Annotated in this window: 24 protein-coding genes and 1 tRNA gene; 23 read left to right on the forward strand and 2 right to left on the reverse strand. The window is 41.6% G+C overall.

Annotated elements, in window-relative coordinates:
- Positions 1–2: 2 nt before the first annotated feature.
- From ACVR1G_RS08930 to ACVR1G_RS08975, 10 genes are all read left to right on the forward strand, one after another.
- Entirely contained in the window at positions 3–1,358 is a 1,356-nt protein-coding gene (locus ACVR1G_RS08930; protein ID WP_447452832.1) for an ABC transporter permease family protein, read from the forward strand.
- Between the two features lie 199 nt (positions 1,359–1,557).
- Complete coding sequence (locus ACVR1G_RS08935; RefSeq protein WP_447452833.1) at positions 1,558–3,453, forward strand: M13 family metallopeptidase; 1,896 nt, start codon at positions 1,558–1,560, stop codon at positions 3,451–3,453.
- 483 nt (positions 3,454–3,936) lie between these two features.
- Positions 3,937–4,077 carry a hypothetical protein gene (locus ACVR1G_RS08940; RefSeq protein ID WP_447452834.1) on the forward strand — a complete coding sequence of 47 codons (141 nt, stop codon included), beginning with the start codon at positions 3,937–3,939 and terminating at the stop codon, positions 4,075–4,077.
- A gap of 360 nt (positions 4,078–4,437) precedes the next feature.
- Positions 4,438–5,244: a transporter substrate-binding domain-containing protein gene (locus tag ACVR1G_RS08945; protein ID WP_447452835.1), complete on the forward strand. Its 807-nt coding sequence runs from the start codon at positions 4,438–4,440 to the stop codon at positions 5,242–5,244.
- Between the two features lie 25 nt (positions 5,245–5,269).
- Positions 5,270–5,920: an amino acid ABC transporter permease gene (locus ACVR1G_RS08950; RefSeq protein WP_447452836.1), complete on the forward strand. Its 651-nt coding sequence runs from the start codon at positions 5,270–5,272 to the stop codon at positions 5,918–5,920.
- 15 nt (positions 5,921–5,935) lie between these two features.
- A complete protein-coding gene (locus tag ACVR1G_RS08955) occupies positions 5,936–7,243 on the forward strand; it encodes a lanthionine synthetase LanC family protein (RefSeq protein WP_447452837.1) in 1,308 nt (435 codons plus the stop codon).
- Positions 7,244–8,296: an iron-containing alcohol dehydrogenase family protein gene (locus tag ACVR1G_RS08960; RefSeq protein ID WP_447452838.1), complete on the forward strand. Its 1,053-nt coding sequence runs from the start codon at positions 7,244–7,246 to the stop codon at positions 8,294–8,296. It begins immediately after the preceding gene.
- On the forward strand, positions 8,297–8,992 hold the full coding sequence (locus ACVR1G_RS08965; protein WP_447452839.1) for an aminotransferase class I/II-fold pyridoxal phosphate-dependent enzyme: 696 nt from the start codon (positions 8,297–8,299) through the stop codon (positions 8,990–8,992).
- Positions 8,993–9,020: 28 nt separating this feature from the next.
- On the forward strand, positions 9,021–9,494 hold the full coding sequence (locus tag ACVR1G_RS08970) for an aminotransferase class I/II-fold pyridoxal phosphate-dependent enzyme (RefSeq protein ID WP_447452840.1): 474 nt from the start codon (positions 9,021–9,023) through the stop codon (positions 9,492–9,494).
- Positions 9,478–10,236, forward strand: coding sequence for an amino acid ABC transporter ATP-binding protein (locus ACVR1G_RS08975; RefSeq protein WP_447452841.1), 759 nt, complete (start codon positions 9,478–9,480; stop codon positions 10,234–10,236). The genes ACVR1G_RS08970 and ACVR1G_RS08975 overlap by 17 nt, the downstream gene beginning before the upstream one ends.
- A 337-nt stretch (positions 10,237–10,573) precedes the next feature.
- Here the strand turns inward: ACVR1G_RS08975 and ACVR1G_RS08980 are convergent, their stop codons facing one another.
- Both ACVR1G_RS08980 and ACVR1G_RS08985 read right to left on the reverse strand, forming a co-directional pair.
- Complete coding sequence (locus tag ACVR1G_RS08980; RefSeq protein WP_447452842.1) at positions 10,574–11,149, reverse strand: hypothetical protein; 576 nt, start codon at positions 11,147–11,149, stop codon at positions 10,574–10,576.
- Between the two features lie 229 nt (positions 11,150–11,378).
- Positions 11,379–11,449, reverse strand: a tRNA-Cys gene (locus ACVR1G_RS08985).
- A 206-nt stretch (positions 11,450–11,655) separates the two neighbouring features.
- Between ACVR1G_RS08985 and rpsB the strand changes: the two genes are divergently transcribed.
- The 13 genes from rpsB to dnaJ all read left to right on the forward strand — a co-directional run bounded on the left by rpsB (position 11,656) and on the right by dnaJ (position 24,200).
- Positions 11,656–12,432: a 30S ribosomal protein S2 gene (gene rpsB, locus ACVR1G_RS08990; RefSeq protein ID WP_447452843.1), complete on the forward strand. Its 777-nt coding sequence runs from the start codon at positions 11,656–11,658 to the stop codon at positions 12,430–12,432.
- Positions 12,433–12,737: 305 nt separating this feature from the next.
- Positions 12,738–13,778, forward strand: coding sequence for a translation elongation factor Ts (tsf, locus tag ACVR1G_RS08995; RefSeq protein ID WP_447452844.1), 1,041 nt, complete (start codon positions 12,738–12,740; stop codon positions 13,776–13,778).
- Positions 13,779–14,353: 575 nt separating this feature from the next.
- On the forward strand, positions 14,354–14,620 hold the full coding sequence (locus ACVR1G_RS09000; protein ID WP_447452845.1) for an ACT domain-containing protein: 267 nt from the start codon (positions 14,354–14,356) through the stop codon (positions 14,618–14,620).
- A 12-nt stretch (positions 14,621–14,632) separates the two neighbouring features.
- The gene (locus ACVR1G_RS09005) at positions 14,633–15,970 is read left to right on the forward strand and encodes a PFL family protein (RefSeq protein ID WP_447452846.1); all 1,338 of its coding nucleotides are present in this window, start codon (positions 14,633–14,635) and stop codon (positions 15,968–15,970) included.
- 83 nt (positions 15,971–16,053) lie between these two features.
- Entirely contained in the window at positions 16,054–16,755 is a 702-nt protein-coding gene (locus tag ACVR1G_RS09010) for a histidine phosphatase family protein (RefSeq protein ID WP_447452847.1), read from the forward strand.
- Positions 16,742–17,476 carry a M15 family metallopeptidase gene (locus tag ACVR1G_RS09015; RefSeq protein WP_447452848.1) on the forward strand — a complete coding sequence of 245 codons (735 nt, stop codon included), beginning with the start codon at positions 16,742–16,744 and terminating at the stop codon, positions 17,474–17,476. Before ACVR1G_RS09010 ends, ACVR1G_RS09015 begins: the two co-directional genes overlap by 14 nt.
- Before the next feature lie 16 nt (positions 17,477–17,492).
- Complete coding sequence (locus tag ACVR1G_RS09020; protein ID WP_447452849.1) at positions 17,493–18,077, forward strand: glycoside hydrolase family 73 protein; 585 nt, start codon at positions 17,493–17,495, stop codon at positions 18,075–18,077.
- A gap of 183 nt (positions 18,078–18,260) precedes the next feature.
- Positions 18,261–19,295, forward strand: a complete 1,035-nt coding sequence (hrcA, locus tag ACVR1G_RS09025; protein ID WP_447452850.1) for a heat-inducible transcriptional repressor HrcA — start codon at positions 18,261–18,263, stop codon at positions 19,293–19,295.
- 12 nt (positions 19,296–19,307) lie between these two features.
- Positions 19,308–19,868, forward strand: coding sequence for a nucleotide exchange factor GrpE (grpE, locus tag ACVR1G_RS09030; protein ID WP_447452851.1), 561 nt, complete (start codon positions 19,308–19,310; stop codon positions 19,866–19,868).
- Positions 19,869–20,114: 246 nt separating this feature from the next.
- A complete protein-coding gene (gene dnaK / locus ACVR1G_RS09035) occupies positions 20,115–21,956 on the forward strand; it encodes a molecular chaperone DnaK (protein ID WP_447452852.1) in 1,842 nt (613 codons plus the stop codon).
- A 36-nt stretch (positions 21,957–21,992) separates the two neighbouring features.
- A complete protein-coding gene (locus ACVR1G_RS09040) occupies positions 21,993–22,214 on the forward strand; it encodes a hypothetical protein (RefSeq protein ID WP_447452853.1) in 222 nt (73 codons plus the stop codon).
- Between the two features lie 12 nt (positions 22,215–22,226).
- Complete coding sequence (locus ACVR1G_RS09045) at positions 22,227–22,520, forward strand: hypothetical protein (protein ID WP_447452854.1); 294 nt, start codon at positions 22,227–22,229, stop codon at positions 22,518–22,520.
- 552 nt (positions 22,521–23,072) lie between these two features.
- Positions 23,073–24,200, forward strand: a complete 1,128-nt coding sequence (gene dnaJ, locus ACVR1G_RS09050; RefSeq protein WP_447452855.1) for a molecular chaperone DnaJ — start codon at positions 23,073–23,075, stop codon at positions 24,198–24,200.
- Positions 24,201–24,285: the final 85 nt, after the last annotated feature.

Genomic DNA, 24,285 nt, shown 5'->3' on the forward strand with positions numbered 1-24,285 from the left:
TTATGTTAAAACTTATCTATTATCAATTCAGTTACTCTAAGAAACAATGGCTGAGTATCTTACCCTTATTCTTTGCTTCTAGCTTATTGGTTGGTATCTGTTTAGTAATTGCTTTTAATGTACGAGAGCACCATCAAGTATTTAACAAAGTGGGTACGCCGGCGCCCATATTTGTTGGACCAATAATCTTTGGTGGTGTGACGCTATTATTTTTAATCTCTGGTTTAATTAAATTGTTACTCCAATTTTTTAAAGAGGATTATCGCTTATGGGTGGTTAATGGAGCCAGTCGCATCCAATTATCTTTTCTGATCAGTGGTCAGTTGACCCTTTTAGCTAGTTTAACCAGTGCTATAGGCGGCAGTTGCGCCATTTTCTGTGCACGCTGGTACTATAGTTATGTGCAAACCTTAGTTGGTAAAGAAATGTTACCGACCATTCCCATTGCCTTTAACGGTTTATCTTTTCTACTAACTGTTATCATCTTAGCTACGGTTGCCTTTCTTGGTGGCTTTATCCATTCCTATAGGATATTAAATAAAAATGCCTTGCTTGGAGATAGTTTTGACTCAAGTAAAGGCAAACTTCCTAAAATAGCGAGACTCAGCTGTCTTCTTATTAGCTTAGTCCTTTGGTTAACATTAGCCTGGCCATTCCTTTCTATCACTAGTAAAACTAGATTGAGCGAGAGGCTGTTGATGCAAATAGACAGTTCGATTCTTCTTATTTTAGCCTTACATATCATTATTTTAAACTTGATGTCACCCTATATTCAGGTAAGGTTGACCAAGTGGCTATTAGGCTGGTCATCCTCTTACAATGCTGTCCTGGCTAAGTGGACCATCTTGCAGGATAGGGACTATTTAAAATCTTTAACGTCCTCAATAGCTATCATGGCTAGCCTTATTTCACAGTTTATGATTCTTTCAGATGTTGCTTACTCGAACTTCTCAAGTGAGGCGGGTAAGGCTGAAACAATGGCGGTTCTATTATTCTTTGTAGCAGGTCCCCTTATTGTCGCCTTGGCCAATATCTTATCCATAACCATTCTCTCCTCTATCAATGAATACCAGACGGTCAAACAATGGGCGACTCTGGGTATCTCCCATAAGCAGGCTATGCTTATCCGATTTACCCAATCTCTGGCCTATGGTGGTGTGACACTGGTGACGACCCTGATCTTTAATATGGTCTTTTTTTACCTCATGCGAAAAGAAGCCCTGTTATTAAACTATGAGGAGATTAAGTACAGCAATATTTACCTATACGCTGTCGCCATTACGGTGATGATGTTTGTCTTTGTATTTGTCACAAAAGCTATTGCAGACTTAAGAAATCAAGGGAAGACTGTGAAGTAAGTTCAATAATATAATTGTGGGGAACTACTATAGTCTCTGATTATGATGCTTTTGAAAAAAATCAAGAAAGAGACCGCTAACCATCGATAATCTTCCGCTCAAAAGTTCCACATTATGTAGCTAGACATCCCTCAAAAGTCCTCATTTTGGGACTTTTTTGTTACAATAGAGCCACTGATATTTGAAAGAGGAGATTTTTATGGTACGTTTACAAGATGATTTTTTTGATGCGGTTAATGGTGAGTGGGAAAAGACTGCCGTTATACCTGATGATAAGCCTCGTACGGGTGGCTTTTCGGATCTTTCTGACGCTATTGAGGAGCTGATGCTGAATACAACGGATAAATGGCTGGCAGGCCAGAACTTACCTCAGGACAGCGTCCTAGAGAACTTTGTCAAGTTCCACCGTCTGGTGGCTGACTATGATAAACGTGAAAAGCTGGGCGTAACGCCTGTGCTGCCCCTGATTGAAGAGTATCAAGCTTATGCATCTTTCTCAGACTTTGCTGCACAAATTGCTAAACTAGAAATGCAAGGTAAGCCTAACCTCTTGCCTTTTGGGGTCTCACCGGACTTTATGGATGCTAGAACCAATGTTCTCTGGGCAGAGGCGCCATCCACCATCTTGCCGGATACGACTTATTACGCTCCAGATAATGATAAGGGGAGAGAGCTTCTGGCTCTCTGGCGCCAGTCCCAAGAGGAGCTTTTGTCTCAATTTGGTTTTTCTGACAGCCAAATCAAGGATATGCTGGATAAGATTATCGCTCTTGATGCGAAGTTAGCCCAATACGTTCTCTCTAACGAAGAGTCTTCTGAGTATGTCAAGCTCTACCATCCTTATGATTGGGCAGAGTTTATCAAGCTAGCTCCTGAGTTGCCTTTAGATGCTATTTTCAGGGATATTTTAGGACAGTTGCCAGACAAGGTCATTGTTCCTGAGGAGCGCTTCTGGACCGACTTTGCCAAGGACTATTATAGTGAGGCTAACTGGCCATATCTCAAAGCTGTTCTAGTTCAAAGTGCCGCCACAGCCTACACCTCCTATCTGACTGATGATATCCGTGTTATGGCCGGTGCTTATAATCGTGCTCTCTCGGGGACGCCTCAGCCCATGGACAAGAAGAAAGCAGCCTATTATCTGGCTCAAGGCCCTTACAATCAAGCTATTGGCCTTTGGTATGCTAGTCAAAAATTCTCCCCTCAAGCCAAGGCAGATGTTGAGGCTAAGGTAGCTACTATGATTGACGTCTACAAAGATCGCCTGTCTCAGAATAACTGGTTGCAGCAGGAGACAATTGATAAGGCGATTACCAAGTTAAATGCTATTACGCCGCATATTGGCTATCCAGAAAAACTCCCGGAAACTTATGCTAAAAAGGTTATTGATGAGGATTTGTCTCTGCTTGAAAATGCCCAGAAGCTAGCTGAGATTTCGATTGCCCACAGCTGGAGTAAGTGGAATCAGCCTGTTGATCGCAGTGAGTGGCACATGCCAGCCCATATGGTTAACGCTTACTATGATCCTCAGCAGAACCAAATTGTTTTCCCAGCGGCTATTTTGCAGGCACCTTTCTATTCGTTGGAGCAGAGCTCATCGGCCAACTATGGCGGTATCGGAGCAGTTATTGCTCATGAGATTTCTCACGCATTTGACACTAATGGCGCTTCTTTTGATGAGAATGGCAGCCTGAAAAATTGGTGGACCGACGAAGATTATGTAGCTTTTAAAAAGCGCACAGATAAAGTTGTAGAGCAGTTTGACGGTATCGATTTTGCCGGCGGTAAGGTCAATGGCAAATTGACAGTTTCAGAAAATGTGGCTGACCTAGGTGGTTTGGCAGCAGCTCTCGAGGCCGCAAAAAGAGATGCTGATTTCTCTGCTGAGGACTACTTTACTAATTTTGCAAGAATTTGGCGCATGAAGGCGCGTGAAGAGTATCTGCAGCTCTTAATTTCTATCGATGTCCATGCTCCTGGGAAACTTCGCACCAATGTTCAAATACCAAACTTCGATGAATTCTTTGAGACTTTTGATGTTAAAGAAGGCGATGATATGTGGCGGGATCCGGAAGATCGTGTCGTTATTTGGTAAAAAATAGTTGGATCCTTTAAAATATTAAGGACACTTTAAGTAAGATTGAGTATACTATAGTCAATCCTAAATAAACTTTTCTTTTTCATAATCTCCGGGAAGTGCCTAACCGTTTGGTTAGGTTCTTTCTTTTTGTAAAGTTTAGTGGCTCCTTGTCAACTGTAGTGGGTGATGAAAAGCTATATTCTGGAGAGAGCTCGATTAGTTCTCTCCTTTTTGATGGTTAAGATAAGAAAAATCCCTTTCTTGAAGTTAAGAAAATGGCGATAGCCTAATCCTTGACGGTTATGGATAGGCGTGTATACACTGGATCAGGCCGCTTATATGATGATGCTATAAAAACATATATAAGTAAAAGTTATACTCCGCAGTAAGAAATATAGATTAGGCAGAGCTAGTAGGAAGTGGTATCATTAATAAAAACTCAGCTCTTAAGTCTTGCTACAGACTTTTAAGCCTAATTTCCAGAAAGGACGGCTGCTTATGTTGAAATGGTTCAAGTCACTCCTTATTTACGAAGAGTTAGAAAATGAGGAATATATCTATCGGCTTGCTGGCCTTGATTATCAAGGCTATCTATCTCAGGAAGCTGCGGTCTTACTGCGACCAGCTGATGCTTTATAAGAAATAATTTATCGGATTAAGTAGCGTTAAATATACTTTTAGGGGGATTGGTCATCTGTAGACAGCAGATAACCAATCCTTTTTATATGGATTATATGGATGTAGGTAGAATAACTTTGAATAGTTAAATTGATAAGTTGAGCCTATCGCCATGATAAAAAAATTCAAATCCGACTCTACCTTGGTGATTCAGTGGTATCTCAAGCCCGATCTTAAGGGGCTTGTTTCAGAGTGATAAGGAGAAACTATGGCTATATAGCTTTTATATATTATACAAGCTCTAATTTTGGGAGTATGATGATTAGCAACAAGCTCAAATGAGCAGACATTAAATCTTACGGCTATTAAGGAGGATGGTTTATGAAAAATATTAAAGCGATTGTTGGTCTGGTTATTGTTGTTATTTTAGTTATTGCAGTAGTTTTGGGTCTTAAAAAGAATGAGCAAGCCTCATCAGGTGGATCTGCTGATGAAAAGGTTATCCGAGTTGGAACGACTGCACAAACTTATCCTAACTCTTACAAAGATGATGCAGGTAATTTGAAGGGTTTTGATGTTGAATTAACTGAGGCTGTTGCAAAAGATCTAGGCTATAAGGTTGAGTGGAAAATCATTGGAGATGTTCCAGGCCTGTTGTCGGCGATAGATTCTAAAAAAATTGATACCGTCGCAAACGGGATTACAATCCTGCCAGAGCGTGAAAAACTTTATGATTTTTCAAAACCAGTTGGCTATTATGCAGCGCAAATTGCCGTTAAGACAGACTCGCCTTATCACTCTGTAGCGGATCTAGAGGGAAAAACCGTCTCGGGGACGCTTGGTTCTAGCAATATTACTCTGTTAGAAGATTATAATTCTAAGGTAAACATCAAGACTTATGATGATCGCAGTGCTGTTTTTACAGACGCTGATAAGGGAACTGTTGATGGCGTGGTTAATCAAAGGCAATTTTTGCAGCAAACGATTAAAGAACAAAAATTGGATCTACGTATTATTGATGAAGTCATTGGCTGGAATGTTTCTGCTTATCCATTCGCCAAAACGAAAGAAGGTCAGAACTTAAAATCAGACTTCAATAAAACCATTAAAAAATTACAAAAAGACGGCACAATCACTAAGTTATCCAAAAAATATTATGGGGAAGATGTGTCGAAAAAATCAGAGTAGTCACTAACTAAAGAGAGGTAACCGTATGGATTTGCGATATATGTTCGAGATTCTTCCCAGAATAGCAGCCTATCTGCCAGTTACGATTCTAATGGCCATAATATCCATGTTGCTGGCATTGATTCTAGGTGCAGGGCTGACCTATCTCTATCAAAATAAGTTGTTTCGCTGGTTGGTAGAGCTTTATTTGCTGATATTCAGAGGCTTTCCTACTATTGTTATTCTATTTGTCATTTATTTTGGCCTACCCCAGCTGTTGGGAGTAGGGTCTAGGTGGTCTGCTAATTTAGTGGCAACTCTAGCTCTAGGCTTAAAGCAAGCGGCCTACAGCATTGAAGTTTTTCGCTCTAGTATCAATGCAGTTGATATAGGCCAGCTAGAAGCAGGTCTAGCCATTGGTTTATCTCCTTTTCAAACCTATAGACGTATCATCATTCCTCAGGCTGTGCGCACTATGATACCACCGCTGGGCAATAACTTTGTAAGTCTGTTAAAAGAGACCTCGCTAGCCTTTTCCATTGGTGTAACGGAAATCTTCGGTGAAGGAAAGATGATTGCTTCTCAAAATTTTCGATATTTCGAAATCTATTTTCTGGTAGGAGTTCTCTATGTCTTGATTATTTTTGTCTACAGTCTTTTCCAAGAGTATTTAGAGCAACGTTTTAGCCAATATTAATATTAAGGAGGGAATATGTCAGAATCTATCTATTTAACGACAGCTAAGCAGGTATCCAACTATTTAGAACGTTATAAAGTTGAGAAAGACGGTGGTATTTACTGGGACATTAGTAAGGCTTTTCAGGGGGAGTGGGAATACTACGATGAGATCTCTCTCTATGCCGGCAGTAGTGGCATTATCAAATACTATATTGACCTCTATCGTGCTACAGCAGATAAGGTCTACTTGGAAAAGGCTAAACAAGCTGGGCGTTATATCCTGAATCGCTTAGATAAAAGCGACCAACTCATCGGTCGGGCCTTCTCAAAGTTTGCGATGACGACTGGTCTAGGTGGAGTTGCCTTCATCCTTGATGAACTCTATGATTTAACAGGGGATAAGGCCTATCATGATGCTGTGGAAAAGATTATCAGAGAAATAGTCGTGACTGATGACGGACGAGGAGCATGGAGCGGACAGGTAGGAATTACTGCAGATGGGGGAACAGCTCTCTTGCTCTTACGTCTAGCTGACAAGTATCCTGTGAATGGGCTGCAAGAGCGCTTGGAGCGCTTTGGTAGTTTTATCCTAACGCAAAAGAAAGTAGATGATGACGGTCAAGTTTACTACCTAGGTATGGAGCAACGCTTTGTCAATGGTCCGCATGATAAGTTTAATTCTGGTTTTCCTTTGGGACCTTCAGGTGTAGCTTATGTCCTTTTGAAACTGTGGGAAAAAACAGGAAAAGAAGAATTTCTAGAAGGTATTCAAGGAATTACGGAGTTCTATCACCATCATTCGGTGGATGATAAAAAGATTTTCCTTCCTCGCTTATTGCCAGACGACAATCACATCTGCTATGTCGGATACTGTGCTGGACCGGCAGGGACAGCTCGTTATTTCTATGAAGGGTACCTTAGAACTGGTGAACAGCACTACTTAGATGATTTTGAAAATGCAATCGCTGGTCTAACCTTAGTCAAGGCACCTTATGAGCGTTCAGCCGGCTACTGGGAAGTTGATAACTATTGCTGTGGAACAGCAAGTATCCTGCAATTGTTTATTGCTGCCTATATTGTAACTGGCAAGACTCGTTACCTTACATTAACCAAGGAAACTGGTGACATTCTAGTGAAAAGGGCAGAGCGTCTAGGTGAGGGAGTTTATTGGAAGCAAGCGCTTGAACGAAAAAATCCTGACAAAATCACGGTTGCCCTCGGTTACTATGATGGTATTGCTGGTATTGCCTCCTCGCTTCTTCAGTTGGACAGCTTATTAAATGGTCATTTAGACGTTATCCGCTTTGTAGATGATCCATTTCCGAGCAGATGGGAGGCTTAAATGATTGAAAGAACGATTCGTCAAAGTCCAGCAGAATATATTAATCAAGTAGGAATTCTCAAAGAATTACCAGATATACTTAGCTCGCATGACTATCAGAATCCGGTTGTTTTGACGGATAAAATCGTTTGCGAAGTCATCAAACCTTATTTGCCTCAAGGATTTTTAAACCAGTATCCTATCGCATGGTTTGAGGGAAATGCTACGCAATCTGAGATTGATCGTTTAACAGGTGTGATTGAAGGCAGAGGAGTTATTCTAGCATTTGGCGGAGGACAGCTTATGGATACGGCCAAGGTTGTTGCCGATAATTTAGAAATTGCCTTGATTAATATTCCGACGTTGCCTTCTAACTGTGCGGCTCTGACAACAAAAAGTATTCTTTACTCTGAAGGTGAGCATGAAATGGTTGGAGCTCATAGACAAAAGCAGGCTGTCAGTATCGTTTTGGTTGAGCCCGAATTATTAAAGCATGCACCCTATGAATACATCCTGTCAGGCATTGGTGATACGCTTGCAAAGTTTTATGAAATTCGCTTACGCTTGACGTTTGAAAAGACGTCTTTGATTTCTAGGGCCATAGGGAAATTTTACTTAGATATTTGTCGAGAGCAGATGCTGAAGGTAACAGATATTTCTGAATTGACGGGTGAAGCTCTCACGAACTTTTTAGATACTATATTCTTAGTAGCCGCTTCTGTCGATGGCATAGCCGATTTTGATGGCCGCAGCGTTTTGGCACATGCCTTTTACAATGCTTATGTCAAGTGGCAAAAAGGGCCTAAAAAAACGCACGGCGAAGTTGTCGCACTCGGTAATCTCTTTCAACTTTATGTTGAAGGGAACCAAGATGACTTAGTGGCTGAGGTACTTTCTTACCATAAAAAAGTAGGCTTGCCTATACATCTTGAGGATGTTTACTGGGATATTGATGAAGTTAGCGATTTTGCTGATTATATCTGTAATCCAGAAGACAGCCGAGTACAGTCATTGTTTCCAGGTTTATCTAAAGAGAAAGTGCTGGGTGCTATACAACAATTAAGGGGGGAGTAGATGTTTCTTAAAGCAGCTGAGCGAATGTCAGGTCGCGGAGACCATTTTTTAGCTAATCAACAAGAAATAATTAAACGTCTGCGTGAAAAGGGGAAGGAAGTAATTGATCTCGGTCGTGGGAACCCTGATCAACCTACTCTTTCTCCGATCGTCGATCATTTCCAAGAAGATGCAAAATTACCGAGTAACTTTGGCTATCCGCCGTATGGAGGTAAGACAAGCTTTAAGGCAGCTATTCGTGACTTCTACAAAGAAGAGTACGGTGTCGAGCTTTTGCTAGATGAGATTACAGTTTTTTCTGGTTCTCTTGCTGCCCTAACAGCTTTGCCCATGGTTCTAGCTAATCCAGGCGACTCAGTCCTAGTACCTGATCCAGCGTTTTTCGGCTATGAAGCAGGTGTTAGGATGGCGGGGGCGCAGACCATTAAAATGGCCTTAACAGCTGAAAATAACTATCTGCCAGATTTAGATAGATTGGACAGGGAGATACTTGCTAAAACTAAGTTGATGTTTTTGAACTACCCCCATAATCCAACAGGTGCTGGCGCAACCCGAGAATTTTTTGACCAAGCTGTTGCTTTTGCTAAACATAACAATATTGCTGTGGTTCATGACTTTGCCTACGCTGATATTAGTTTTGATACCCCTTCCCCAAGTTTTTTTGCAGTCCCTGGGGGCAAAATCAGTAGGTGTTGAAATTTATACCCTATCGAAAACTTTTAATATGGCGGGCTGGCGGATAGCCTTTGCAGTTGGTAACAAGGACATTATAAAGCTTTTGGAGCAGTACATACGCTCATCAGTAGGAGGTACTTTTGGAGCTGTCCAAGATGCAGCGAGTTACGCCCTGAAGCATACAAGAGAGGAAAGGGATGGCTTGAGAAGACTCTATAAAGAGCGCCGTCAGCTGGCGATGCGTTTATTGAAAAATTATGATATTTCGGTCTCACCTTCAAGTGGAACATTTTTTCTCTGGATTACTCTGCCTCAAGGTTGGGATGACCTAGCTTTTGCAAATGAGCTGTTAAAGGTGCATGGTCTAGCAGTTGTTGCAGGCTCAGCATTTGGAGCAGCAGGACGTGGTCATATCCGAATCAGTCTCGTATCTGATACAGCTGTTCTGAGACAGGGGATAGAAGAACTCGGGCGTTTTATGAACATGAAAATAGAGGGGGATAAGGATGCTGAAGGTTTCTAATCTTAAAAAATCATTTGCTGATAAAAAAGTTCTTGATGGTGTAGATTTAACAGTCAAGAAAGGGGATGTCGTTGCTATATTAGGACCATCTGGCTCAGGGAAGACAACCCTTCTTCGCAGCCTCAACTATCTAGAGCAGGCTGATAGTGGTCAAATAAATCTAGATGGCCATGTTTATGACTTAAGTCATTTGACACGAAAGGAGATCCTTGAAATTCGTAGGAAAACAGCGTTTGTTTTTCAAAACTATAATCTCTTTGCCAATAAAACAGCTCTAGAAAATATTACAGAAGGATTAGTTGTTGCAAGAAAAGTCCCTAAAGATGAGGCTATCAGAATTGCGGAAGAATCCTTAAAAAAAGTGGGACTCTTGGATCGCAAAGACTACTATCCTAGTCAACTGTCAGGGGGACAGCAACAGCGTATTGGCATTGCCAGAGCGATTGCGGTAAGACCCGATATTATCTTTTTTGATGAGCCAACATCAGCCTTGGATCCTGAGCTGATTGGTGATGTCTTAAAGGTTATGAAGACCTTAGCTGATGAAGGAGTTACTATGGTTGTGGTAACTCATGAGATGAGCTTTGCGCGCGATGTAGCTAATCATGTTATTTTCATGGCAGATGGTCATATCGTTGAGCAAGGCAGTCCTGAAGTTATTTTTGTACATCCCAAACAAGGGCGTACCAAGCAGTTTTTGACAAGAATTATCCCAGAACTGAATGTAGATCCTGTGATATAAGTAAGTCTCGGAACTTTATTAGAACGTGATTGGACAAAGAGTCTTCTTCACTTTAAATAGAGTGGAGGAGACTTTTTTGGTAGTCAAAAAGCCCTATAATCTTACCCACTACAGAAATTATAGAGCCATTAGTCATCAAGCTTGTACAGGCAAATACCTTTCTTGTCTATGACCTAAACAGAAGTTCCCATGGATAACGCCTGCCTTGGATGCTCGTAACTATAAGTCACCCACTACAGTTTATAAAGGGCCAAATAAAAAAGACCTGACTCCCGTGTCATACAGGAAAACAGGTCTTACAATAATGGTATAAGTCTCTGCTAAACTTATATAAGCATTAAGTCCCTTGGTTGACATCCTCAACAACATCCTGAACCATTTGGTTATAGGTGTCAATGCGCGGCAGATTATACTGACTCTGTACACTAGCAAGGTCGGTAGAATTAGACGGATCTACAGTCGTTCCGTCAGTTAGATTGACCTGATAGGACCCATCCTCATAAGTAGTAAGAGAAATCCCTGTATCCGTTGTCAGGAAATAGGTCTCATCAGTATAGGTCCGCGCTTCAGCACCTTCTGAAGATTTATAGTAGTAAGTATTATCAGCGTAGGTCGTTAAAGTTGAGCCATCATCATAGGCTGCTTTGAAGGTTTGATTTTCATTAACCGTTACTTTGGTTCCTTCTGGAATAGTATATTGGCCTGGGGAGGCCTTAACAATAGTTGTCTCTAATGGAACAGTGGTAACATCACTACTTGGAGTCGACGAAGCAGCAGTATCTTGACTGCTGGACTGGGTATTCGTTACTAGGGCTGTGGCGTCAGTTCTAGCCTTATCAAGATTAAGAAAAACAGCCAGAACAGTCGCTGCAGCAACTGTTAAAGTCAAATAGGTCAATTTTTTCATAATCATAAACATCTCCTTAGCTTGTATTATACTAGAAACACAAAAATAAGGCAAGATTTAATTAAAGAATCTCAGCCTTTTAAATAGTTTGTAATAATGATAAGAAAAGGAAATATCCCCCACTCTTTACCCACGCCAATAAATGTCTTTTACTGTTCAAAACTGATGGCTAAAATAGAAAGCCTTGAAGAGGCTTTTCAACGGATTAAGTGCTACGAGTAGCGTTAACACTAGAAGGCGGTAGACGGATTTGAACCGACGATCAAGCTTTTGCAGAGCCGTGCCTTACCACTTGGCTATACCGCCTTATAACGCATTATATTTTATCTTAAATTCTTGTCCTAGTCAAGTCAAATTAGCTTGATTTATCCTATGAAATTTGCTATTATGGTAAGGTCGCCAGTTAGGTGATAATACTCATCCTGGATGAATCGTGAGTCTGTTGCTCTTAGAGTTGGCTTGCGAGCTGAAATCCAAGAGAGGAAAAAAACAATTTAAAGGAGAAACTACTCATGGCAGTAATTTCAATGAAACAACTTCTTGAGGCTGGTGTTCACTTCGGTCACCAAACTCGCCGCTGGAACCCTAAGATGGCTAAGTACATCTTTACAGAGCGTAACGGTATTCACGTTATCGACCTTCAACAAACTGTAAAATTGGCTGATCAAGCTTACGATTTCATTCGTGATGCAGCAGCGAACGAAGCAGTGATCTTGTTTGTTGGTACTAAAAAGCAAGCAGCTGAAGCTATCGCTGAAGAAGCTACACGTGCTGGTCAATATTTCATCAACCACCGTTGGTTGGGTGGTACCTTGACAAACTGGGATACTATCCAAAAACGCATCGCACGCCTCAAAGAAATCAAACGTATGGAAGAAGAAGGAACTTTTGAAGTTCTTCCTAAGAAAGAAGTTGCCCTTCTTAACAAACAACGTGCCCGTCTTGAAAAATTCTTGGGCGGTATCGAAGATATGCCACGCATCCCAGATGTGATGTACGTTGTTGATCCACATAAAGAACAAATCGCTGTTAAAGAAGCTAAGAAACTTGGTATTCCAGTTGTGGCTATGGTTGATACCAACACAGATCCAGATGACATCGATGTTATTATCCCAGCCAATGATGATGCTATCCGCGCCGTCAAGTTGATCACTTCTAAGATGGCAGATGCTATCATCGAAGGAAACCAAGGTGAAGACAGCTCTGTTGAAGAAGAACTGGCAGCTAGCGAAAATGCTGCAGATTCAATGGAAGAAATCGTTGAAGTAGTTGAAGGCGACAACGAATAAACTTTAGAAAATGAAAAAGCCTAAAGGGCAGGGCTCAGCCCTCGCTCTTTTATATTAAGATATGAGCTCGTAAAAAGCGGCTGAGGATTTAGGAAAGTACCAGTTTCGTGTGCTTGAGCACAAAGTGACTTATCTCAAATGTCGGGCTTTTAAAACGTGCTTGATTTTAAGACACTAAACCGTCAGCGATACGATATAAATAGTGAGGGCAACGAGGATGCATGGGCATTCAAGAAAGCTTCATCTTTTACACAGTGTCGTGGATGAGTTCAATTATTATTCATATATTATTTGGAGGATGAATCATGGCAGAAATTACTGCAAAGCTTGTTAAAGAATTGCGTGAAAAATCTGGTGCTGGCGTCATGGACGCTAAGAAAGCACTTGTAGAAACTGATGGCGATATCGAAAAGGCGGTCGAGTTGCTGCGTGAAAAAGGTATGGCTAAGGCTGCTAAAAAAGCAGACCGCGTTGCCGCTGAAGGCTTGACAGGTGTTTACGTTGCTGGTAACGTAGCTGCAGTTGTTGAAGTTAACGCTGAAACAGACTTTGTTGCGAAAAATGCTCAATTTGTTGACCTTGTTAATGAAACGGCTAAAGTGATTGCTGAAAGCAAACCAGCTAACAACGAAGAAGCTCTTGCACTGGTAATGCCTTCAGGTGATACACTTGAAGCTGCCTATGTAAACGCTACAGCGACTATCGGTGAAAAAATCTCATTCCGTCGTTTCCAAGTATTGGAAAAGGCAGATAATCAAGTTTTTGGCGCTTACCAACACAATGGTGGCCGTATCGGTGTTATTTCCGTGGTTGAAGGTGGCGATGAGGCTTTGGCTAAGCAAGTCTCCATGCATATTGCAGCCATGAGTCCTAAAGTGCTCTCTTACAAGGAATTGGATGAGCAATTCATCAAGGACGAATTGGCTCAAATGAACCACAAAATCGATCAAGATAACGAAAGCCGTGCTATGGTTAACAAACCAGCTCTTCCGCACTTGAAATACGGCTCTAAGGGTCAATTGACAGATGATGTGCTTGCTCAAGCAGAAGCGGACATCAAAGCTGAATTGCAAGCTGAAGGCAAACCAGAAAAAATCTGGGATAAAATCATCCCAGGTAAAATGGACCGCTTCATGTTGGACAATACTAAAGTTGACCAGGAATACACATTACTTGCCCAAGTGTACATCATGGATGACAGCAAGACGGTTGAAGCCTATCTTGACTCAGTAAATGCCAAAGTTACCGAATTTGCGCGCTTTGAAGTTGGTGAAGGTATCGAAAAAGCTTCTAATGACTTTGAAAACGAAGTTGCTGCAACAATGGCTGCTGCCCTTAATAATTAAGGTATTAAGCCTTTTACGCTCAAAGCAAAATAGGGATGTAGAGGCAAACTTTGGGAAGCTTTCCTCCTTTTGCAAGTATTGCAGGCTGCTTTTATTCTAAAAATACTGGGTTCATAGAAGCAACTAAGATTTTAAGAAGGTAGCCTTGCGTACAAGGAGGCTTATCTAGATACCGAGTTTAGAGCGTATTCAATTTAGCACAGAGAGTGAGGCCCAATCAGTAAATCGTGGTAAAATCACGATTTTGATTTTCCTCGCTCTCTTATTTTATGGTTCAAACCTCTGCCACTTTCTTGTTTTTAGGTGGCAGGCCTTGGCAGTCTATCCCCAGACTGCCAAACTCCACTGGACTGTTTAAGAGTCGTCTAAAAATAGGACTGCACCTCAAGATAAGGATCGCCAACCACTGCGTCGATCTAGTAAATCTAGGATAATGCTAACGGGTCTGGACTTTTCTCCCAGACTCTTTTTAATTCCAAAAGTTCGGGAATTAAGCCTTTCGCCCCGAATATTCGTAGAAAAAAGCTTATTTATATGATAAAATACTAACAATATTAAACGAAGAGGTGTTTAACATGAAAGCGATTATTACCGTTGTTGGGAAAGATACCCAAGGAATTGTGGCTGGCGTTTCAACTAAAATAGCTGATTTAGGTCTTAACATTGATGATATTACTCAAACTATTTTAGATGAGTATTTTACGATGATGGCCATAGTTTCTTCAGAAGAGAAGAAGGACTTTGCTATTTTGCGCTCTGAGTTGGAAGCGCTAGGAGAGAGGCTGCAGGTTAAGATTAATATTCAAAGCTCTGCTATTTTTGATGCCATGCACAATTTATAAGGGGGTAAGGAAATGGATATTAAGCAGGTCACAGAAACCATAGCCATGATTGAAGAGCAGAATTTTGATGTTCGTACCATTACCATGGGTATCTCTCTTCTTGATTGCATTGATTCAGATATCAGTAGAGCTGCTGAAAAAGTCTACCAAAAAATTGTTGATAAGGCGAGCAGGTTGGTTGAAGTTGGGGATGAAATTTCAGCTGAATTGGGGATTCCAATTGTCAACAAACGTATCTCTGTAACACCTATTTCCATCATTGGCGCAGCGACGGATGCGGACAGTTATGTTCCTTTAGCTAAGGCGCTGGATCGCGCAGCCAAAAAGATTGGTATTAATTTTATCGGCGGTTTTTCAGCATTGGTGCAAAAGGGCTATCAAAAGGGAGATGAAATTCTCATCAATTCTATTCCCCAAGCTTTGGCTGAGACTGACTTTGTCTGTTCATCTGTCAATATCGGATCAACCAAGTCTGGTATCAATATGACTGCAGTACGTGATATGGGGCGCATTATCAAGGAGACTTCGGCAGCTTCTGAGATGGGCCCTGCTAAGCTGGTTGTTTTTGCCAATGCTGTTGAGGACAATCCTTTCATGGCAGGTGCTTTTCACGGTGTAGGTGAAGCCGATGTTGTCATCAATGTTGGTGTCTCAGGACCAGGGGTGGTTAAGCGTGCTTTGGAAAAAGTTCGCGGTCAAAGCTTTGACGTTGTCGCTGAAACAGTTAAAAAGACAGCTTTCAAAATTACTCGAATTGGCCAACTAGTAGGCAGTTTGGCGTCGGAGCGCTTGGGTGTTAAGTTTGGTATTGTTGATCTGTCGCTTGCTCCGACTCCGGCAGTCGGCGATTCAGTTGCTCGAGTTCTTGAAGAAATGGGGCTGGAGGCAGTCGGCACTCATGGGACAACGGCAGCGCTGGCTCTGCTTAATGACCAAGTCAAAAAGGGCGGTGTTATGGCCTGCAACCAAGTTGGCGGTCTATCCGGTGCCTTTATCCCTGTGTCGGAGGATGAAGGGATGATTGCAGCAGTGCAAAGCGGTTCTCTGAATCTGGAAAAATTAGAAGCAATGACAGCGATTTGTTCGGTTGGTTTAGACATGATTGCTATTCCCGAGGAGACCCCAGCAGAGACTATTGCGGCCATGATTGCTGATGAGGCAGCTATCGGCGTAATTAATCAGAAAACAACAGCGGTGCGCATTATTCCTAAAGGAAAAGAAGGCGATATGATCGAATTCGGCGGTCTGTTGGGCGCAGCCCCGGTTATGTCTGTCAACAAGAAATCATCTGCAGATTTTATTGCGAGAGGTGGTCAGATTCCTGCCCCTATTCATAGTTTTAAAAATTAATTATTGGACACCTATTTTTTGATAGGTGTTTTAATTGGCTTAAATTTGGTATAATAATAAAAAACTCGGGAGAAGGTCTTATTATGGCAAAAACACGACTATTTATTGCCCGTCACGGGAAAACCATGTTTAATACAATTGGTCGGGCGCAGGGGTGGTCAGATACACCCTTGACGAAAGATGGAGAAAAAGGAATCAAGGAGTTGGGTCTTGGCTTGAAAGCGGCCGGTTTGCATTTTGCTGCGGCTTACTCTAGCGACAGTGGCCGGACTCTACAGACGATGGAAATTATCCTGAGTGAACTGGGGCAAGAGACGATCCCTTATAAGCGGGATAAGCGGATTCGAGAGTGGTGCTTTGGTAGCTTGGACGGAGGGTATGATGCTGAACTCTTTAACGGTGTTATGCCACGGGTTTTTGATAAGCCTATTGAAGAGCTGACATATAAGGATATGGCTGATGCTATTTTAGCCGTTGATACAGCAGGCTGGGCTGAGCCTTGGGATGTGCTGAGGGAAAGGATCCTTTCGGGATTTACCGATATTGCTAAGGAAGTTGAGAGTCAAGGGGGTGGTGATGCTATCGTAGTTAGCCACGGTATGACTATCGGCACACTGATGGGACTGCTGGATTCAACTTTACCGCGCAGTCTAGCTCTAGATAATGGCAGTGTTTGTCAGCTGACTTATGAAGAAGGTCGATTTCATATTGATGCTATCGGTGATATGTCTTATCGCCAAAAAGGCAGAGAATTGTTAGAAAAGGAAGTGTATGAAAAGTCGTAATCGCAATCTCTTGGTAGCTTTTATCGCTGCCCTGCTAATTATTTTTGGTGTTGCCTATGTTCGTGATAAACAAGAATCTCACCAGTCTCAAGTCAATTCGTCTTCTCATCAATCTGCTATGAAAGAGTCTAAAGCAACTGCAGAATTACCAAGTGTTTCAGCAGACGATTGGCAGCTGATTCTTGTCAATCGGGATAATCTTACAGAAGAACTTAATCCTGAATTGACTTCAGTGGATAATATAGAGGTGGATTCTCGGATTGCTGATAATGTTAGAGATTTTTTAGCGGCGGCCCAACAAATTGATAGCAGTGAGCATTTGATTTCAGGCTATCGCAGTGTCGCCTACCAGGAGGAGCTCTTTAGTTCTTATGTTAAACAAGAAATGTCCAGTGATCCTAGTTTGAGCGAGGATGAGGCCAAGGAAAAGGTCAAAACCTATTCGCAGCCGGCAGGTGCTAGTGAACATCAGACAGGTTTAGCTATTGATATGAGTACCGTTGACAATCTTAACGAAAGCGATCCAACTGTTGTTTCTCAAATTAAGAAGTTGGCCCCCCGATATGGTTTTGTGTTACGCTTTGAAAAGGGCAAAAGTGACTCAACAGGCGTAGACTATGAAGACTGGCATTTCCGCTATGTCGGTAAGGCCTCGGCCAAATATATGACGGAGCATGATCTAAGCTTGGAAGAGTACCTTGCAGTGCTCAAGAAGAAATAAGTAAGGAGGTATATTTATGAGAACTAGGCTAAAATTTCGGCCTTTTATAATTGTTTTTGGCTTTGTTTTAGCCCTTATCCTTTTGCCCTTGCTTTTTAACATGAGAACTAAGGCTGCCAACACTAAGGTGGTATCTCACTATAGTCAGGAAGCTTTTATCAAGGAGGTTGCTCCAACTGCTCAAAAACTATCCAAAGCGTATGGAGTCAAAGCTTCTATTATCATTGCCCAGATGGCTCAGTCGTCTGACTATGGCTCTAATTTACTAGCGGTGCGTTATCACAACTATACAGGTATGTTAGCACAATCAGGACAGGCAAGGATTGTTTTAACGACTCAGTCTTACGAATCGGGTCAATGGCGGACAGTTAAGCAGCCTTACGCCATTTATACGGACTGGCAGAGTAGCCTTTCGGCTTATATGGAGGCATTGAGTTCTGGACTGTGGGGGACCCAGCTTTATACAACAGTAGCAACAGCTGAGGAATACACGACTGCTGTTCAAGCCTTGCAAAAAGCTGGCGTTAGTCCTGATCCTCATTATGCGGATAAACTGACTGCTATTATTCAGAAGCATCAGCTAACAAAGTATGATAAATGAGGTGGATGGAAGGTTCCTAACCTATTGCCCAATTGCAGAAGAAATAAGTTTTTTAGCACTCTTTTTGAAAGAGTGCTAATTTTTTGAGTTTTTCCCTTGACATCAATTTTTAGAGCAGTATAATAGAAACATAAGTTAGCACTCGTGTCATAAGAGTGCTAAATCTGACAGGAGGTGTTGGGGATGATTACACAGCGTCAAAATGATATTTTGTCTGTCATTATTGAATTGTTTACACAGACTCATGAACCTGTCGGATCAAAGCTTTTACAGAACTACATTGCTTCTAGCAGTGCTACGATTCGTAATGATATGGCTGCTTTAGAAAAAATTGGTTTATTGGAAAAAGCTCATACATCAAGTGGTCGCTTGCCCAGTCGTCAAGGTTTTCAATACTATGTCAATCATTTGTTAAATCTTGAGCGTGTTGATGAAGCGGATGTCTATGAGGTCGTCAAGGCTTTTGATTTTGAATTTTTTAAATTAGAGGATTTGTTACAAAAGGCTAGTGATATTTTGGCGAAGCTGACTGGCTGTACTGCTGTTGCTCTGGATGTTGAACCTAGCAATCAGCGCTTGAGCGCTTTTGATATTGTAAAGCTCAGTCACCACGATGCTCTAGCTGTCATGACTTTTGATGATTCCAATACTGTTACAAGTCAGTTTGCTATTCCCAAGAATTTTCTTGATGAGGATTTAGCCACTTTAAGCAATCTGGTATGTGAACGCTTTTTAGGGCAAACAGTGATGGAAATTCATTATCGGATTCGAACTGAGATCCCGCAGATTGTCCAACGCTATTTCAAGGTAACAGATAATGTCTTGGAATTATTTGAACATATCTTTAAGGAAATGTTTGTAGAAAAACTGTTCTTATCTGGTAAAGAGAATCTCCTCAGATATGCTGATGTTAAAACCTATCGCTTGTTTGATAATAATCAAGAGTTGGCTCTGGATATTAGAAAACAATTTCAAGATGAGCAGCCTTATGTTATTCGATTGGCTGAAGAAAATCAACAAGGGCTTAAGGCTTTGACTCAGTTATCCTACAAATTTTTAATCCCTTATCGTGGATTCGGTAGCTTGAGTCTTATGGGGCCTGTTACTGTAGATTATCAGCGGACTTTGGGACTTCTTAGCATTGTTAGTCGGGTTTTAACGATGAAGTTAGCGGATTTTTATCGCTATCTTAGCAGTAATCATTACGAGGTAAATTAAATAGGAGGCATTATGTCAGAAGATATTAAAAAAGAAAACGAAGAGGCTGCTGAAGAGACAGTGACAGCGGTTTCTGAAGATGAAGAAAATCAACAGGAGGCGACTGTAGTCGATAATGATGAAGAGGCTCCTGAAAAATCAGAACTTGAAGAAGCTCTTGCGAAGGCAGATGATTTTGAAAATAAATATCTGCGGGCTCACGCGGAGATGCAAAATATTCAGCGACGTGCCAATGAAGAGCGCCAGCAGCTGCAAAAGTATCGTTCACAGGATCTAGCTAAGGCGATTTTGCCTAGTTTGGATAATTTGGAGCGTGCTTTAGCGGTTGAGGGCTTGAGCGATGATGTGAAAAAAGGCTTGGAAATGGTACAAGAAAGCCTGATCCAAGCTCTCAAAGAAGAAGGTGTGGAAGAAGTAACAGTCGAAAGCTTTGATCACAATTTTCACATGGCAGTGCAGACCTTACCAGCTGACGATGAGCACCCAGCAGACAGTATTGCAGAAATCTTCCAAAAAGGCTACAAACTGCACGATCGGCTGCTTCGGCCAGCTATGGTGGTGGTGTATAACTAGTCAATAATGATGGGCATTAAAACGCCTCATCATTATACGGCAACCGCTATGGCGGATTGCCTAGACTCCTTACTAGCTCGATAGCAAAATGGTATTGATTTTGTTATCAAACTAGTAACAGACTGACTTGTCCGAAATGACAGAAAACTAGTAAATAACGAACAAGAATAATAATTTAAATTTTGAAAGGAATTGAACGTTAATAGCAGTCGCTGGACTGTTTCAATGTTCTTGGTATCTTGTATTATGTCTAAAATTATTGGTATTGACTTAGGAACAACAAACTCAGCAGTTGCCGTTCTTGAAGGAACTGAAAGTAAAATTATCGCTAACCCAGAAGGTAACCGTACAACTCCTTCGGTTGTCTCATTTAAAAATGGGGAAATCATTGTCGGTGATGCCGCTAAGCGTCAAGCAGTAACAAACCCAGATACGGTTATTTCCATTAAGTCTAAAATGGGAACCTCTGAAAAAGTTTCTGCCAATGATAAAGAATATACTCCTCAAGAAATTTCAGCTATGATTCTGCAATACATCAAGGGATATGCTGAAGATTATCTTGGTGAAAAAGTTGAAAAGGCTGTCATCACTGTTCCGGCCTACTTCAATGATGCGCAACGTCAAGCAACTAAAGATGCTGGTAAAATCGCTGGTCTTGAAGTCGAACGGATCGTCAACGAACCAACTGCAGCAGCCCTTGCTTATGGTCTTGATAAACAAGATAAAGATGAAAAAATCTTAGTGTTTGACCTTGGTGGTGGTACCTTTGATGTCTCGATTCTTGAATTGGGTGATGGTGTCTTCGATGTATTGGCGACTGCTGGTGACAACAAACTAGGTGGTGACGATTTCGACCAAAAAATCATTGATTTCTTGGTTGATGAATTCAAGAAAGAAAACGGAATTGACCTGTCAACTGACAAGATGGCTCTGCAACGTTTGAAAGATGCTGCCGAAAAAGCTAAGAAGGACTTGTCAGGTGTCACCCAAACACAAATCAGCCTGCCTTTCATCACTGCGGGTGATGCTGGACCGCTCCACTTGGAAGTCTCATTAACACGTGCTAAATTCGATGATTTGACTCGCGATCTTGTTGAACGCACCAAGACCCCTGTTCGCCAAGCATTGTCTGATGCTGATTTAAGCCTGTCAGAAATTGATGAAGTCATCTTGGTTGGTGGTTCAACGCGTATCCCTGCTGTTGTTGAAGCAGTTAAGGCTGAAACTGGTAAAGAACCAAACAAATCTGTAAACCCTGATGAAGTGGTTGCTATGGGTGCTGCTATTCAAGGTGGTGTGATTACTGGCGATGTCAAAGACGTCGTGCTTCTTGATGTTACCCCACTGTCACTTGGTATCGAAACTATGGGCGGTGTCTTCACGAAGTTGATTGACCGCAACACAACTATCCCAACCTCTAAGTCACAAGTCTTTTCAACCGCAGCCGATAACCAACCAGCCGTTGATATCCACGTTCTTCAAGGTGAACGCCCAATGGCAGCGGACAACAAGACTTTGGGACGCTTCCAATTGACCGATATTCCAGCTGCTCCTCGTGGTGTGCCACAAATCGAAGTAACATTTGATATTGACAAGAACGGTATCGTATCTGTTAAGGCTAAAGACCTCGGTACGCAAAAAGAACAACACATCGTTATCAAGTCAAATGACGGTCTTTCTGAAGAAGAAATCGATCGTATGATGAAAGATGCGGAAGCTAATGCTGATGCTGATGCTAAGCGTAAAGAAGAAGTTGACCTCAAGAATGAAGTTGACCAAGCGATCTTTGCAACAGAAAAGACCATTAAAGAAACTGAAGGCAAAGGCTTCGATAGCGAACGTGACGCAGCCCAATCAGCTCTTGATGAATTAAAAGCCGCTCAGGAATCAGGCAATCTTGACGACATGAAGTCTAAACTTGAAGCTCTCAATGAAAAAGCTCAAGCTCTTGCGGTAAAACTTTACGAACAAGCTGCTGCTGAGCAGCAGGCAGCTGCCGGAGCAGAAGGTGCGCAAGCAACTGACTCAGCTGACAATAACGGTAATGGTGGCGATGATGTTGTAGATGGGGAGTTCACGGAGAAGTAAAATTACGATAAACTTCAAAGGAGATAGGAGAGAGCCATGTCAACGATTTATACAACTAATGAGTGGAAAGGCTATGGCAAGCAAAATTATTACTGGAACGAGTACAGACTTGAGGATGATGAAGTTTTAAAATATAAGTGTCACAGGTTCAAATTTTTTGATGGTGATGAAAACGTGTGGGAAGAGACAGAGAGTCTACAAGATTCTTGGAGAATTGATGATCCAGATATGCCAGAATGGTTACAAAACTACTTGTGATAGGAGCAAGGAATGAGTTTACAAGATTTATTGGGAAAAATTACTGATTCAATATCTGTATTATTAGATCAACAGAATCGTGATTTACAAATCAAACATTTAAAAAAAGTAAATCAAAGACTAAAATTTGAACGAGATAATGCTATTGACTTAAATAATAAAAAGGATGATTTTGTAAAAAGTTTAGGAGGCCGTCTTCTTCAAAAGGGAGATCCAGAGGGGGGCGCTTATTGTCGGACTATAGGAAATATAAAAATAGTAAATAACTTTATTAATCAGAGGTTGCAACCCAGCCTCTGTTTTTGAGAATAAGGCAAAAATCGATCAGCAGAGTTGTGATTTCGTCGTCTCACCTCTATAAGAGTGATGAGGACAGGTCACAAACAAAAGTGCTGTAAACTGCTTCCATCAGCTACTTTGACTAATTATTTCTTTACAATTTTGATAGCGATTTTATCAATTTTCGGTAAGGATTTTCCAAGCTTAAACAGAAAGAAATACAGGTGTTCTCAACTGAACGCGGACTAAGAACTGTGCCAAAAAGATAAACTTTATCTAGATGCAAGGAATCATCGGACAGTTTTCTATTTTTTAAGTCTCTTAGGAGTTTGTCCACAGAAAAAACCTTTATAGAAAGGAATTGAACCCGCCCTAAAAATTTGTGTGAAAAGATAAATCGTCTAGAAAATCAGGATTTTCTGTTTTCTCATAGTACATCAATAGAAAGGAATACAAGTTCGTTTATTCGAACACAGGCTAAAAACCTAGTGAAAAAGATAAACTTCCTAGTGTGTTTGACACACTGCGTCAGTTTCCTATTTTCATACGGTTTTCTTAACGCCTTTTGTATCATAAATTATGAACAATCAAGAATATTATGACCGTCTGGGGGTGTCCAAGGATGCCTCGCAAGATGAAATCAAAAAAGCCTATCGTAAGATGTCTAAGAAATACCACCCAGACATCAACAAAGAGTCTGGGGCTGAGCAAAAATACAAGGATATTCAAGAGGCTTACGAAACCTTGGGAGACGAGCAAAAACGTGCTGCTTATGATCAGTATGGACCAGACGGTGCCAATGCAGGATTCGGTGGCGGTTTTGGCGGTTTCGATAGCGCAGGATTCGGTGGTTTCGAAGATATCTTTTCCAGTTTCTTTGGTGGAGGTACTAGCCGCAATCCTAATGCGCCACGTCAAGGTGATGATTTACAATATCGCTTGAACTTGAAATTTGAAGAGGCGGTTTTTGGGGCTGAAAAAGATGTTACCTATAATCGGGAAGCTGAGTGTCACACCTGTCATGGTTCTGGGGCCAAGCCTGGAACGAGTCCCGTGACCTGCAGTCGATGTCACGGTCAAGGTGTGATCAATGTAGATACTCAAACGCCCCTTGGTATGATGCGCCGCCAGGTGACTTGTGATGTCTGCCATGGTACTGGTAAGGAAATTAAGGATCCATGTACGACTTGTCAAGGTAGTGGTCATGAAAAGAAATCACATAAGGTTTCTGTTAAGGTGCCAGCAGGTGTTGAAACTGGTCAACAGATCCGTTTGCAAGGTCAAGGGGAAGCAGGGTTTAACGGCGGTCCTTACGGTGATCTCTTCGTTATTATTAATGTCTTACCAAGCAAGAAATTTGAACGTGATGGTTCAACTATTTACTATACCTTGAATATCAGTTTTGCCCAAGCTGCTCTTGGAGATACTGTTGAGGTACCGACAGTCCATGGTGATGTTGAAATGACGATTCCTGAAGGTACTCAAACGGGTAAAACTTTCCGTCTCAAGGGTAAAGGAGCTCCTCGTCTGCGCGGGGGCAGTCAGGGAGATCAGCATGTAACGATTAATGTTGTCACTCCTACTAAGCTTAATGAGGCACAAAAAGAGGCTCTGCTGGCTTTTGCAGCAGCTAGCGGCGAAAGCAGTATTCAACCTAAGAAAAAAGGATTCTTTGATAAGGTTAAAGACGCCTTTGATGGTGAATAGATTTATAATCAAAGGGCAGATATTTAGAACAAGCTCATTAAGTTATCAAAATCAAAAGAAACTATTCCCGAATGTAGCTGTTCCT

Source organism: Streptococcus dentasini (assembly GCF_053206945.1).